General features: G+C 66.1%; 12 protein-coding genes. 7 read left to right on the top strand and 5 right to left on the bottom strand.

Going from position 1 to position 13,225, the window contains the following annotated elements; translation table 11 throughout:
• Positions 1 to 316: 316 nt before the first annotated feature.
• Both CEJ42_RS20560 and CEJ42_RS20555 read right to left on the bottom strand, forming a co-directional pair.
• Positions 317 to 2,599 (bottom strand): NADP-dependent malic enzyme, encoded by a 2,283-nt coding sequence (locus tag CEJ42_RS20560; protein WP_088752367.1) that lies wholly within the window; start codon positions 2,597 to 2,599, stop codon positions 317 to 319.
• 253 nt (positions 2,600 to 2,852) lie between these two features.
• Positions 2,853 to 3,704 (bottom strand): LysR family transcriptional regulator, encoded by an 852-nt coding sequence (locus CEJ42_RS20555; RefSeq protein ID WP_175354852.1) that lies wholly within the window; start codon positions 3,702 to 3,704, stop codon positions 2,853 to 2,855.
• A gap of 97 nt (positions 3,705 to 3,801) precedes the next feature.
• On the opposite strand from CEJ42_RS20555, the gene CEJ42_RS20550 reads away from it, so the two are divergent.
• Complete coding sequence (locus tag CEJ42_RS20550; protein ID WP_088752366.1) at positions 3,802 to 4,671, top strand: alpha/beta fold hydrolase; 870 nt, start codon at positions 3,802 to 3,804, stop codon at positions 4,669 to 4,671.
• A gap of 137 nt (positions 4,672 to 4,808) precedes the next feature.
• On the opposite strand, the gene CEJ42_RS20545 is transcribed toward CEJ42_RS20550, so the two are convergent.
• Entirely contained in the window at positions 4,809 to 5,666 is an 858-nt protein-coding gene (locus CEJ42_RS20545; protein ID WP_088752365.1) for an SDR family oxidoreductase, read from the bottom strand.
• A 96-nt stretch (positions 5,667 to 5,762) separates the two neighbouring features.
• Between CEJ42_RS20545 and CEJ42_RS20540 the strand changes: the two genes are divergently transcribed.
• A complete protein-coding gene (locus tag CEJ42_RS20540) occupies positions 5,763 to 6,170 on the top strand; it encodes a winged helix-turn-helix transcriptional regulator (RefSeq protein WP_088752364.1) in 408 nt (135 codons plus the stop codon).
• Between the two features lie 19 nt (positions 6,171 to 6,189).
• Here CEJ42_RS20540 and CEJ42_RS20535 read toward each other — a convergent pair whose 3' ends face one another.
• Positions 6,190 to 6,900, bottom strand: coding sequence for a GNAT family N-acetyltransferase (locus tag CEJ42_RS20535; RefSeq protein WP_088752363.1), 711 nt, complete (start codon positions 6,898 to 6,900; stop codon positions 6,190 to 6,192).
• Positions 6,901 to 7,000: 100 nt separating this feature from the next.
• On the bottom strand, positions 7,001 to 8,212 hold the full coding sequence (locus CEJ42_RS20530) for a LysR family transcriptional regulator (RefSeq protein ID WP_088752362.1): 1,212 nt from the start codon (positions 8,210 to 8,212) through the stop codon (positions 7,001 to 7,003).
• Positions 8,213 to 8,358: 146 nt separating this feature from the next.
• Between CEJ42_RS20530 and CEJ42_RS20525 the strand changes: the two genes are divergently transcribed.
• The 5 genes from CEJ42_RS20525 to CEJ42_RS20505 form a co-directional block, all read left to right on the top strand.
• A complete protein-coding gene (locus CEJ42_RS20525; protein ID WP_079215920.1) occupies positions 8,359 to 9,225 on the top strand; it encodes an amidohydrolase family protein in 867 nt (288 codons plus the stop codon).
• A complete protein-coding gene (locus CEJ42_RS20520; RefSeq protein WP_088752361.1) occupies positions 9,222 to 10,130 on the top strand; it encodes a substrate-binding domain-containing protein in 909 nt (302 codons plus the stop codon). Before CEJ42_RS20525 ends, CEJ42_RS20520 begins: the two co-directional genes overlap by 4 nt.
• A 100-nt stretch (positions 10,131 to 10,230) precedes the next feature.
• The gene (dctA, locus tag CEJ42_RS20515; RefSeq protein ID WP_088752446.1) at positions 10,231 to 11,568 is read left to right on the top strand and encodes a C4-dicarboxylate transporter DctA; all 1,338 of its coding nucleotides are present in this window, start codon (positions 10,231 to 10,233) and stop codon (positions 11,566 to 11,568) included.
• Positions 11,569 to 11,652: 84 nt separating this feature from the next.
• Positions 11,653 to 12,681: a porin gene (locus CEJ42_RS20510; RefSeq protein WP_079215915.1), complete on the top strand. Its 1,029-nt coding sequence runs from the start codon at positions 11,653 to 11,655 to the stop codon at positions 12,679 to 12,681.
• Positions 12,682 to 12,741: 60 nt separating this feature from the next.
• A partial coding sequence (locus tag CEJ42_RS20505) for an amidohydrolase family protein (protein WP_129587797.1) occupies positions 12,742 to 13,225 on the top strand: 484 nt, incomplete at its 3' end.

The raw sequence follows: 13,225 nt of genomic DNA, 5'->3' as shown, positions 1-13,225 counted from the left end.
CCTCTCGCGTTCGATTCCGCTTGTATTGCACAGCGCCGACGCGCGGCTTGCCGATTCGTCCTGTCATGTTGCAGGGCGAATTGCCATTGACTGAGGTGGGAGGGGTGCCGCTTGACGGCGCTGGAGAGGGATTCCCGACGGGATCCCGGAATCACCGGGTGACTGCAAGGCAGGCCCGTAACTTGTGAACCGGCGGGCAAGCCGCCGGTTCACGTCTCCTTCCAGACCCGGCAAACGCCGGACAGACAAGCCGATCAAGCCAATCAAGCCGACGCCGGGCCCGCAAGCCCGGGGCCGGCATCGGCGCGGGCCGAGATCAGGCGCCGCGCTTGTTTTCGCTGTCCTGGGCCTTGGCGGCCGCCAGCGCGGTCATGTTGATGACGCGGCGCACGGTGCTCGACGGCGTCAGCACGTGCACCGGCGCGGCCGCGCCCAGCAGGATGGGGCCGATCGTGGTGCCCTGGCCGCTGCTGGTCTTGAGCACGTTGAACAGGATGTTGGCCGCGTCCAGGTTGGGGCAGACCAGCACGTTGGCCGAACCGGTCAGCGCGCTTTCGGCCATGCCGGCGTTGGCGCGGATCTTTTCGGACAGCGCGGCGTCGCCGTGCAGTTCGCCTTCGGACTCGATCTGCGGCGCCATCTTGCGGAAGTGCTGGTGCGCCTCGGCCATCTTGCGGGCGGACGGGCGCGACGAGCTGCCGCGGTTGGAGTGCGAGAGGAAGGCCACCTTCGGCGGCACGCCGAAGCGCTGCACTTCTTCGGCAGCGGCCAGCGCGATGCGGGCCAGTTGCTCGGCGTCGGGCGTGTCGTTGACGTAGGTGTCGGTGATGAACAGCGTCTGCTCGGGCAGCAGCACGGCGTTCAGGGCGGCGAATTCCTGCGCGCCGTCCTTCAGGCCGATCACGTTCTGTACATGGGCCAGGTGGCCGTCGTAGTTGCCGTCCAGGCCGCACAGCATGGCGTCGGCGTCGCCGGCCTTGACCATCAGCGCGGCCAGCAGGCTGCGGCTGGCGCGCACGTCGGCTTCGCCGCCGCCCTGGTATTGCGCGGCGTACTGCGCCACGCGCGGGTCGGTGTCGGGATTGACGCACTGCACGTTCTGGCCCAGCTTGATGCGCAGGCCGGCCTTCTTGATGCCGGCTTCGATGGCGTCCGGACGGCCGATCAGGATCGGCGCGGCCAGCTGCTCGTCGGCCACGAACTGCACGGCGCGCAGCACGCGCTCGTCTTCGCCGTCGGCGTAGACCACGCGCTGCGGCGCCAGCTTGGCGGTGTTGAACACCGGCTGCATGAACATGCCGGTCTGGTAGATGAAGCGGGTCAGCTCTTCGCGGTAGGCGGCGAAGTCCTTGATGGGGCGGGTGGCTACGCCCGATTCCTGCGCCGCCTTGGCCACGGCCGGGGCGATCTTCAGGATCAGGCGCGAGTCGAACGGGGTCGGGATCAGGTAGTCGGGACCGAACACCAGTTCCTTGCCGGGATAGGCGGCGCTCACCTCGGCGCTGGTCTCGGCCTTGGCCAGGTCGGCGATCTCGCGCACGCAGGCCAGCTTCATGGCTTCAGTGATCTTGGTGGCGCCGCAGTCCAGCGCGCCGCGGAAGATGTAGGGGAAGCACAGCACGTTGTTGACCTGGTTCGGGTAGTCCGAACGGCCGGTGGCGATGATGCAGTCCGGACGCACCGACTTGGCCAGCTCGGGGCGGATTTCCGGTTCCGGGTTGGCCAGCGCCAGGATGATGGGCTTGTCGGCCATGGTCTTGACCATCTCGGCGGTCAGCACGCCGGGCGCGGAGCAGCCCAGGAACACGTCGGCGCCGTTGACCACGTCGGCCAGGGTGCGCGCCTCGGTCTTGACGGCGTAACGCTGCTTGGAGGCGTCCAGTCCGCCCGGGCGGCCTTCATAGATCACGCCCTTGCTGTCGACCATGAAGACGTGCTCGCGCTTGATGCCCAGGCCGATCATCACTTCCACGCAGGCGATCGCCGCCGCGCCCGCGCCGGAGACGGCGACCTTGACCGCGCCGATGTCCTTGCCCACCAGTTCCAGGCCGTTCAGCAGGGCAGCCGAGGAGATGATGGCGGTGCCGTGCTGGTCGTCGTGGAAGACCGGGATGTTCATGCGCGCCGACAGCTTCTGCTCGATGTAGAAGCACTCGGGCGCCTTGATGTCTTCCAGGTTGATGCCGCCCAGGGTCGGCTCCAGCGCGGCGATGATCTCGACCAGCTTGTCCGGGTCGGTCTCGGCCAGTTCGATGTCGAACACGTCGACACCGGCGAATTTCTTGAACAGGCAGCCCTTGCCTTCCATCACCGGCTTGGACGCCAGCGGGCCGATGTTGCCCAGGCCCAGCACGGCGGTGCCGTTGCTGACCACGGCCACCAGGTTGCCGCGCGAGGTGTAGTCGAAGGCCTTCAGCGGATCGGCTTCGATGTCCAGGCAGGGATAGGCCACGCCCGGCGAATAGGCCAGCGAAAGGTCGCGCTGGTTGGACAGGGGTTTGGTCGCGCGGACCTCGATCTTGCCGCGCGTCGGGGTGCGGTGGTATTCGCGTGCGGCGTCACGCAGGAGTTGCTCGGCGGCTGAGAGGTTTTGTGTCATGGTATTGATAAAGATAAAAGCGCAGGAGAGTAAGGCAGGTGAAGCACGATCGGATCTCGCTTCCCTGATGACGGGTATTGCGCGATGCTAATACATCGGCTCGACTTAATAAATAGTTCGGCAATTCGGTTGCGGCCGGCTTGGCCAAAAAAGCCGGCGTCTTTCAATTTTTGGGAGCTTACTATGTTCTGCCGTCCCTGGTGGTGCGCAGGGTCGTGCGGCGACGGCATCATGCCGCATCGGCAAGGGCGCCTCAGCGCCTGAGCTCGGACAGGATCTTCTCTGCCAGGAACTCGCAGGGCGGGCGCTTGGACTTGGCGCTGCGCGCAAGGACGACCTCCAGCGAGCCGATTTCCGGCAACCCCTGGTTCTGCCCCAGCTGCGTGAAATGCTGCGGGACCGCGCAGCGCGCCAGCGGCGCGATCGCCAGGCCGGCCTCGGCCATGCTCAGCAGGCCCATCAGGCTCGGGCTTTCATACGAGGTGCGGTAGGGGATCTTCGCCAGCTCCAGGCTGCGGATGGCGTTTTCGCGCGCCACGCTGCCGGGCAGGAACACCGCGATCGGCAGCGGCCGCTCCTTCCAGATCTCGCTGGCGCCCGGCGTGGCGGCCCAGACCATGGGCTCGTGCCGGATGAATTCGCCCGACAGGCCCTTGACCCGCGTGCCGCAGACCAGGTCGACCGAGCCGTCCCTGACCATCGGCGCCAGCGCCACGCTGGGCAGGCCGACCACCTGGATCTCGACCTTGGGATAGGTGGCCGAGAATTTCTTCAGGATGGGCGGCAGCAGCGAGGAGGCGTAGTCGTCCGGCACGCCCAGCACCACGCGCCCGGTGACGTCGGGCCTGACCACCGCGGCCCACGCCTCTTCGCGCAGGGCCAGCATGCGGCGGGCGTAGGTCAAGAGGATCTCGCCGTCCTGCGTGGGCACCACGCTGCGCGGCCGGCGGATGAAGAGCTCCTTGCCCAGCGAGTTCTCCAGCGCCCGGATCTGCATGCTCACCGCCGATTGTGTCCGATTCACCACATCGGCGGCGCGGCTGATGTTGCCGGTGTCGGCCACCGCCACCATCATCGCCAGCACGTCCAGGTCGAGGGATTTCATATGTATCAGAAAAATTGATAGTAAGGATCAATATTACGCGATTTTCTTGGGCAATCCCATCGGGCATATTACGCAAAAAGGAAATCGCCCAATCGCCATGAACGCACGCCTCGCCTCGCCAACCCTTGTAGATCCTGATGTCTGCTTTGCAACGCTGCCCTCGGGAATCTCCGTTCCCTTCGTGGCCAAAGGCGCGGGAGAACCGATGCTGTTCGTGCATGGCTCGCTGTGCGACTACCGTTACTGGAATGGCCAGATGGCCGTCCTGTCGAAGAACTTCCACTGCATTTCGGTCAGCCTGAGCCATTACTGGCCGCTGGCCGACGCCCGCGTGGCGCGCACCTTCAGCTGGAAGCAGCACGTCGCCGAACTGGCCGAATTCATCGAGACGCTCAATCTCGGCCCGGTGCACCTGGTCGGCCACTCGCGCGGCGGCAGCGTGGCGTTCCAGCTGGCCTGCGAGCATCCGCACCTGGTGAAGTCGCTGACGCTGGCCGATCCGGGCGGCGCGCTGCAGCTCGACCAGACGCCCGTGGCGCCGCTGCCGGCGGCCACCGCGCGCCTGCGCGAGAAGGTCGCCGCGCTGGTGGAGGCGGGCGAGATCGATGCCGGTCTCGAGCTCTTCGTCGATTCGGTCAGCGTGCCCGGCCAGTGGAAGCGCAGCCCGCAGGGATTCCGCACCATGGCCACCGACAACGCCGGCACGCTGCCCAAGCAGTTCCTCGATCCGCTGCCATCTTATACACAGGCCATGGCCGCGCGCGTGAAATGCCCGACCTTGCTGATCGACGGCGAGAAGAGCCCGCGCATGTACCGCGACAACGTGGCGATGCTGGCGCAATGGATCGCAGGCGCCGCGCGCGAAACCATCGCCGGCGCTTCGCACGGCATGAACGTCACCAACCCGGCGATGTTCAACCGCGTCGTCCAAGGCTTCGTCGCCACCTGCGGCGCGGCCTGCCACTGAGCCGCCTGGCGGCGCATCCCGGCGCCGAACCCGACGACCAGCCGCAGCGCAACCATTGAGCGCACGCGGAAGATACGCATGAAGAAAAAATGCCGGCGCAATGCGCCGGCATTTTTCATTGCGGGGAAGATCCGTGCTCAGAGCGTTTTCAGCGTCTGCGCCACCGTCTCGCTCCAGGCCGTCGTCGGGTGTCCGATCAGCGCCGACAGTTGGCGTCCTTCCTCGAACAGCGCGCCCTTGGCCGCCTGCGCATCCGAATCCGACAGCAGCGCCGCCAGTTCCTCCGGCAGGCCGAAGCCGAGCAGGGCGGCCTTGTAGTCGCCTTCCGGGATATCGCGGTATTGCACATCCTTGCCGCTCTGGCGCGACACTTCCGCCGCCAGCTCAGCCAGCGTGTACGCCGTATCGCCGCCCAGCTCATAGGTCTTGCCGGCATGGCCTTCGCCGCTCAGCACCACGGCCGCCGCTTCGGCATAGTCGCGGCGCGCGGCCGAGGAGATGCGGCCTGTGCCGGCGCTGCCGTAGATGGCGCCGCCGGCCACCGCATTGCCCAGGCCTGCGGTGTAGTTTTCGGTGTACCAGCCATTGCGCAGGATGACGGCGGGCACGCCGCTCTCCCTGATCGCCTGCTCGGTGTCGCGGTGCTCGCCGGCCAGTCCCAGCGGCGAGACGGCGGCGCGCAGCACGCTGGTGTAGGCCAGCAGTTGTACCTTGGCGCGCTTGGTGGCATCGATCACGGCGCGGTGCTGCGCCAGGCGTTCGCCGATCTGGTTGGACGAGATCAGCAAGACCCGGGTGGCGTCGCGCAGCGCGTCGTCCAGGCTGGCGGCGTCGGTGTAGTCGGCGCGCCGCACCTGCACGCCCTGCGCGGCGAGGTCGCCGGCGTTGGCGGGATTGCGCACGGCGGCGACGATCCGGTTGGCGGGAACGGTCTTGAGCAATGCGGCGATGACGAGGCGGCCCAGCTGGCCGGTGGCTCCGGTGACGACGATCATGGCGATTCCTGTTCTGTGAAGTGAAAGAAAGCGCAGGTTACCGGTTAAACTAACTTTTAGTAAGTACGTACAAAAAAGTTAGTGTAAAATCGTCGCATGAAAAAACCACGACCCAGCGCCGTTCCCTTGTCCGAGCATGTTTCCCTGAAAGAGCGGATGCGGCGCGGCGAGCTGTTTTCGGCCGAATGTCCGTCGCGTGAAGTGCTCAAACACATCACCAGCCGCTGGGGCGTGCTGGTGCTGGTGGCGCTTTTGGCCGGCACGCACCGCTTCAGCGACCTGCGCCGCAAGATCGGCGGCATCAGCGAGAAGATGCTGGCGCAGACGCTGCAGGACCTGGAAGGCGACGGGCTCATCATCCGCAAGTCTTACGACGTGGTGCCGCCACACGTGGACTACACCCTGTCGCCGCTGGGCCAGGAGGCCGCCGATCGCGTCGAAGCGCTGGCCGACTGGATCGAGAGCAGCCTGCCGCGCATCATGGAGTGGCGCCAGGAGGCTTGAGGCGTGCATGGGCGATGGCCTAGCGGCCGGCCGCAGGCGTGACCCGGCAGAGATGGAAGCGCCGGCGCGTGACGAAACCGGATTTTTCGTACAGCGCCAGCGCCGCGTGGTTGTGCTCGAAGACGTGCAGGAAGGGCGCATCGCCGCGCGCCAGGATGGCGCGCCGCAGCTGGTTCATCAGCCGCGCGGCCAGGCCTTGCCCGCGATGCGTTTCATCCACGCAGACCGCGCTGATCTCCGTATATCCCTCCACCTGCATGCGCTCGCCGGCCATGGCGACCAGCCGTGCGCCGTCGCGTATGCCGATGTAGCGGCCCATCTCGCGCGTGCGCCGGGCGAACGGGCCGGGTTTGGTCCGCGCGGTCAGCTCCAGCATCTCGGGCACATCTGCCTCTCCCAGCACCAGCGCCAGCGCATCTCCGCCGCCGCCGTTGTCGCCCAGCGGCGGATCGGCGGCCACCATCTGGCACAGCACCCCCACCGGTTCGACATCGATCTCCATCGCCTGCGGCAACGGCGCGAGGACCGGCATCACCGCAAAGCCGTCGGGGCCGAGCAGCGCAGCCAGCTCCTGGAACGCCTGCGGGGAGGTCTCGGAGAGCGCAGCGAAGGGCGCGACGTCGGGATGAAAGCGCAGCGCGCGCGGCGAACCCACGGCGAGATGCGCCTGCCTGCCGGTCAGGGCGTTCCAGACCAGGTGGTCGAGCGGGTGCGATGCGGCGTGTGTCATGTGGATTTCATGTGGATTCTCAGGTTGGTCGGCGATGGGCCGACGACAGGGCGGCTGCGCGATTGTAACTATTATTATGCAATTAATTGAGCCGAGCCGTTCAGTGATCGATCCGGCTCTGCTCGCGCAGGTGCTCGATGAAGGCCTGCTGCACCGGGGTTGCCAGCCAGTCGGCGCGCGTGGTGTAGCCGACGGTGCGTTCCGCCTTGGGCGGCACGATATCCAGCGCCACCACGTCGTTGCGGTAATTGCCGTACAGGATGTGGGAGCGCGAGAGCAGCGAGATGCAGTCGTTTTCTTCCAGCATCGCCATCATCATCGCCAGCGAGCTGGTCTCCACCACCACGCGCGGGCGCGTGGGCAGTGTCGCCAGCATCAGCTCCACCACGGTGCGGCGCGGCATGTCCTGCTGCGGCACCACCCAGCCGTAGGCGGTGAGGTCCTTGCGCGAAATCTTGCGGCGGCCGGCCAGTGCGTGGCCGCGCCGCACCACCACGGCATAGGGATCGGTAAACAGTTCGGTCTCGGCCACGCCGCCGTCGAGCCGGGGTTCGCGCAATGCGCCGACGATGATGTCGAGCTTGCCGAAGCGCAGGTCTTCCAGCAGCCGGGCATGCGCGCCTTCGCGGATGGTCACCGCGACGTTGGGATATTCCTCCTGCAGCCGACCGATGGTGCGCGCCAGCAGGCGCTGCGGCAGCAGCGGCAGCACGCCCACCGAGACCTGGCCGCTGGCCAGGCCGCGCGCGGCCACCAGGTCCATCGCGGCCTGGCTGATTTCATTGAGGGCGATGGCCAGCCGGCGCGCGAACTCCACGCCGACCGGATTGGCCGACACGCTGTGCACGCGGCGGCGATAGAGCGTGGCGCCGACGGTGGCCTCGAGTTCGCGCGCGGCGCGATGCACCGCCGGCTGCGAGATGCCCAGCTGGCGTGCGGCTTCGGCGGCCGAGCCGAGCTGCGCGATGGCGATGTGGCAACGCACCTGGGCGTCGGTCAGGTGGCGGCAGACCGAGGCGGCGTCATGCGCGCGCGACTTGCCGCCGGCCAGCAGCTCGGCCACCGCGCTTTCGATCTGCTCCAGCATGCGGCGCACGCGCCGTTGCAGCAACATGCCTTCCTGCGTCAGGTCGCTGCCGCCGTAGCCGCGCTCGAACAGCACGGCGCCGAACGCTTCTTCCAGCTTCTTGATGGCCAGGCTGACCGCCGGCTGCGTCAGGCCGACCGCTTCGGCCGCGTGGCTGATGCCGCCTTCGCGGCAGACGGCGTCGAACAGCGCCAGGCGGCGCAGGCGCAGGTTCTCTTCGGACATGCTCTCCTCACGGATCGGAATCGTATTTCGGGAGGTTAAGCTTAATATAAATTTATGGAATGTGGCGCAGTTGAAATTAGCCGATTGGAGCCCGCTTCAATACACTTTGCCTGTTTTTGCAGCGAAGAGAATATTGGAGCTTAACCATGTACGACATCGTCGATACACATACCCACGCCATTTCCTCCGACCACCAGCGCTATCCGCTGGCGCCGGTCGGCGGCAAGCAGTCGGACTGGTCGGCGCACCGTCCGGCCGACTATGAAAACCTGCTGGCGGCGATGGACGAGGCCGGCATCGCCCACGCGATGGTGGTGCAGGCCTCCACCGCCTACGGCAACGACAACCGCTATGTGCTCGACGCCGTCAACGCGCATCCCGACCGCTTCCGCGGCGTGTTCTCGATCGATGTGCTGGCGCCCGATGCGGTGGACAAGTTCAGGCACTGGATGTCGTCCGGCCTGTCCGGCCTGCGCCTGTTCCTGACCGGCACCACCATGCCCGGCCAGGCCAACTGGCTGGACGATCCGCGCTCCTTCCCGGTGTGGGAGTACGCCCAGGCCAACGGCATCTCGATCTGCCTGCAGATGACCGCGGCCGGCATCCCGGCGCTCGAGAAGATGCTGGGCCTGTTCCCCAAGGTGCGCGTATTGCTGGACCACCTGGCGCGCCCCGATCTGGCCGGAGGCCCGCCGTACGCGTCGGCGCAGTCGCTGTTCGAACTGGCCCGGCATGAAGGCGTGTATCTCAAGCTCACCAACCGCACCATCACCGAAGCAGGCCGCGGGCTGTCCACGCCGCAGGCCTTCTTCCCCAGGGTGCTGGAAGCCTTCGGCGCGCAACGCATCGCCTGGGGCTCCAATTTCCCCTCGGCCGAGGGCTCGCTGAAGTCGCTGCTGGCCGAGGCGCAGGAAGGCCTGGCGCTGCTGTCCGAGTCCGACCGCAAATGGATCTTCGGCGACACCGCGCGCTCCATCTATCCCGAGCTGACCCGCATGGGAGCCGGCCAATGAAACTGGAAAACGGCGTGCTGCACCTGAACGCGGCGCTCAAGAAATATCCGCATACCGAAGGCCTGATCAGCGGCGCGATCAGCGTGCCCGGCCTGAGCCTGGATTGCCAGGTGGTGGAGCCCATCCACCGCGCCTTCGCGCCGATGGCCCGCACCCAGGCCTACGACGTGAGCGAGATGGCCATCGTCACCTGCCTGCAGGCCAAGGCCTACGGCAAGCCGCTGATCATGCTGCCCACCGTGCTGGCGGCGCGCCTGCAGCAGGGCTGCATCGTCTATAACCGCAAGCGCGGTCCGCTGGGCGTGATCGACCTGCCCGGCGCGCGGGTCGGCGTGCGCGCCTATACCCAGACCACCGGCATGTGGGTGCGCGCCATCCTGGACGGCACCTACGGCGTGGCCAGCGAGCGCATCGAATGGATCACCTTCGAGGGCGGCCACCTGGAGCAATACCGCGATCCGGCCTTCGTCACGCGCGCGCCGGCCGGCAAGGAAATGCTGCAGATGCTGCTGGACGGCGAGATCGACGCCGCCATTTTCGGCAACGACCTGCCCAGCCATGAAGACATCGCGCCGCTGATTCCCGATCCGGCCGCGGCCGACAAGCTGTGGTACGCCCAGCACGGCTTCTACCCGACCAACCATGTGGCGGTGATGCGCAGCGACGTAGCGCAAGCCCATCCGCAGGCGGTGCGCGATGTCTACCGGCTGTTGCGGCTGGGCAAGGACGCCACGCCCGACCCGGTGGCTGCGCGCAAGCGGGTGCCGGACGGCATCGAGGCCATGCGCGGCGCGCTGGACATGATCATCCGCCATTGCGAGCGGCAGCAGCTGTTGCCGCGTAAGATCAGCGTGGACGAAATCTTCGCCGACAGCCTGGAATACCTGGGCGCCGACGCGCGCTGAGCAGAACCGCGGGACGCAGGCGCCAGCCTGCGGCCCATCCCAAGTCGCCATCAAGAGCGATATGGAAAAAACCGACCATCTTATTGAGGAGAGCTCCAACGTGGACATGAAAGACCTGCCCGTCCCACGACAGAAACCGAAGAAGCCGTTCTATCGCGACATATCCTTCCAGGTTCTCGCCGGCATCGTCATCGGCGTCGTCGTCGGCCACTATTGGCCCAACATCGGCAACGCATCGCAACCGCTGGGTGACGCCTTCATCCGCCTGATCCAGATGGTGGTCGGCCCGGTGATCTTCTGCTCGGTGGTGAGCGGCATCGCCAACGCCGGCGACATGAAGAAGGTCGGCCGCGTAGCGATCAAGGCGCTGATCTACTTCGAGGTGGTGACCTCGATCGCGCTGGTGATCGGCCTGGTGACCATCAACGTGCTGCAGCCCGGCGTGGGCATGAACATCGACGTCAACGCCCTCGACAAGGGCGCGGCCAGCAGCTACATCACGCAGGCCAGCCACTTCGTCTCGACCAGCACCTTCCTGCTCAACCTGATTCCCAAGACCATGGTGTCGGGGTTCGCCAACGGCGACATCCTTCAGATCCTGTTCGTGTCGGTGCTGTTCGGCTTCGGCCTGGCCGCCGCCGGCGAGCGCGCCAAGCCGATGCTCAACGTGCTCGACAGCTTCGCCCAGGGCGTCTACTGGATCATCGGCCTGGCCATGAAGATCTCGCCGATCGCAGCCTATGGCGCCATCGCCTTCACCGTCAGCAAATTCGGCGTCGGCTCGCTGGTGGCGCTGGGCAAGCTGGTGGGAGAGTTCTACCTGACCTGCCTGCTGTTCTTCGTGCTGGTGTTGTGGCCGGTGTGCCATTTCAGCGGGTTCTCGCTGCTCGGGCTGATGCGCTACATCCGCTCCGAGCTGCTGCTGGTGCTGGGCACCAGCTCTTCCGAAAGCGTGTTCCCGCAACTGCTGCGCAAGCTGGAGCAACTGGGCTGTGAGAAGTCGGTGGTCGGCCTGGTGCTGCCGGGCGGCTACTCGTTCAATCACGACGGCACCTGCCTGTATTTCGCCGCCGTCGCGGTGTTCCTGGCGCAGGCCACCAATACCGCGCTGGGCTGGGAGCAGCAACTGGCCTTGCTGCTGGTGCTGCTGATCACCTCCAAGGGCGGGGCAGGGGTGGCTGGTTCAGCCATCGCCGTGCTGGCCGCGACGCTGGCCTCGACCAATGCGATTCCGGTGTCCTCGATCGCCCTGGTGCTGGGCGTGCATCGCCTGCTGTCCTCGGCCTTCGTGTTCGTCAACATCACCGGCAACGCCGTGGCCACCGTGGTGGTGGCGCGCTGGGAAAAGGCGCTGGACCGCGACCGCCTGCAGAGCGAACTCGCCGCCGGCTACATCGAACCTGAAGTCGCCATCAAGAGCGTCATGGCGCGGCACTGAACGCCGCTCCATCCAAGTTTCACCAACAACACAATCCAACAACCACTTAGCCGTATGCCGGCAGGCATGCGGGGGGAGACTCACATGAAAAAAATCATCCGCGCCTGTGCCGTCGTCGCCGTTGCCGCACCGGCCATGCAGGCCGCTCATGCGCAATCCAGCGTCACCATCTTCGGTACTGTCGACGGCGGCGTGCGCTACCTGAGCAACGCCAACAACGCCGGCGGCAGCAAGCTGTACATGGGATCGAACGGCTGGAACAGTTCCAACAAGATCGACATCGCCGGCAAGGAAGACCTGGGCGGCGGCATGGACGCCCACTTCCTGCTGGAGAACGGCTTCAACCTCGCCACCGGTGGCCTGGACAACACCACCAATACGCTGTTCCAGCGCCAGTCGTTCGTCGGCATCAAGGCCGGCTGGGGCTCCATCGACATGGGCCGCCAGTACACCATCGCGCACGACTTCATCGCCGACTACGACCCGTTCCACTTCAACTACACCTCGCTGATCCCGCTGACCCAGGCTTCCAGCGGCACGCGTTTCTCCAACGACCTGAAGTACACCGGCGAATTCGGCGGTTTCAAGTTCGAACTGGAGAACTCCTTCGGCGAGAACGCCGGCAGCTTCAACAACGGCTCGGCGCGCGGCGTGGGCCTGCAGTACTACGCCGGCGACCTGACCGTGGGCGCGTCATACAACCGCCGCTTCGTCCAGGTCGGCACCGCCTTCCGCAACGAGGACTACTACCTGACCGGGATCTCCTACAAGTTCGGTGAGTTCGCGCTTTCCGGCGGTTACATGATCGACACCATCCAGATGCCGGCCACCGCGGCCAACACCGTGACGCGCAACATCTTCGGCGGCGCCAGCTATTCGTTCTCGGACCGCGTGAAGCTGACCGGCGGCTTCTACAAGACGGCGGTCTCGACCGACCGCGCGCAGAGCAAGAACATGACCATCGTCGGCCTCGACTATTACCTGTCCAAGCGCACCAAGCTGTACGTGGAAGCCGACTACAACAAGTATCGCCAGGCCGTGGTCACCACGCTCAACACCGCGGGCGTGGGCCACCAGTTGGCCTACACGGTGGGCATCAACCATCGATTCTAGTTTGCGCGGCGTGGCCGTCCCGGTGGGCGGCCTGCCGCTTTTTTTTCAGGAGAATTCCGCATGATCATCGACTGCCACGGCCACTACACGACCGCGCCCAAGGCGCTGGAAGAGTGGCGCAACCGCCAGATCGCCCATCTGAAGACGCCCGAACTGGGCCCGAAGGTGTCGGAGCTGAAGATCAGCGACGACGAACTGCGTGAGTCGATCGAAGGCAACCAGCTGCGCCTGATGAAAGAGCGCGGCGCCGACCTGACCATCTTCTCGCCGCGCGCCTCCTTCATGGCGCACCACATCGGCGACCTGAACACCAGCCAGACCTGGGCGGCGATCTGCAACGAGCTCTGCCATCGCGTGGCGCAGTTGTTCCCGCAGCACTTCATCGGCGCGGCCATGCTGCCGCAGTCGCCGGGGGCGGACATCCGCACGTCGATCGCCGAGCTGGAGAAATGCGTGAGGGAATACGGCTTCGTCGGCGTCAACCTGAACCCGGATCCGTCCGGCGGCCACTGGAGTTCGCCGCCGCTGTCCGACAAGTCCTGGT

Source organism: Herbaspirillum robiniae (assembly GCF_002213415.1).
GTDB lineage: Bacteria > Pseudomonadota > Gammaproteobacteria > Burkholderiales > Burkholderiaceae_D > Herbaspirillum > Herbaspirillum robiniae.
The sequence above is the reverse complement of the archived record's forward strand: the minus strand, read 5'-3'. Positions and strand labels throughout refer to the sequence as shown.

Coding starts and splice junctions, on each gene's coding strand:
- CEJ42_RS20560 (WP_088752367.1), bottom strand. CDS start 2,599: ATGACACAAAACCTCTCAGCCGCCGAGCAACTCCTGCGTGACGCCGCA.
- CEJ42_RS20555 (WP_175354852.1), bottom strand. CDS start 3,704: ATGAAATCCCTCGACCTGGACGTGCTGGCGATGATGGTGGCGGTGGCC.
- CEJ42_RS20550 (WP_088752366.1), top strand. CDS start 3,802: ATGAACGCACGCCTCGCCTCGCCAACCCTTGTAGATCCTGATGTCTGC.
- CEJ42_RS20545 (WP_088752365.1), bottom strand. CDS start 5,666: ATGATCGTCGTCACCGGAGCCACCGGCCAGCTGGGCCGCCTCGTCATC.
- CEJ42_RS20540 (WP_088752364.1), top strand. CDS start 5,763: ATGAAAAAACCACGACCCAGCGCCGTTCCCTTGTCCGAGCATGTTTCC.
- CEJ42_RS20535 (WP_088752363.1), bottom strand. CDS start 6,900: ATGACACACGCCGCATCGCACCCGCTCGACCACCTGGTCTGGAACGCC.
- CEJ42_RS20530 (WP_088752362.1), bottom strand. CDS start 8,212: ATGTCCGAAGAGAACCTGCGCCTGCGCCGCCTGGCGCTGTTCGACGCC.
- CEJ42_RS20525 (WP_079215920.1), top strand. CDS start 8,359: ATGTACGACATCGTCGATACACATACCCACGCCATTTCCTCCGACCAC.
- CEJ42_RS20520 (WP_088752361.1), top strand. CDS start 9,222: ATGAAACTGGAAAACGGCGTGCTGCACCTGAACGCGGCGCTCAAGAAA.
- CEJ42_RS20510 (WP_079215915.1), top strand. CDS start 11,653: ATGAAAAAAATCATCCGCGCCTGTGCCGTCGTCGCCGTTGCCGCACCG.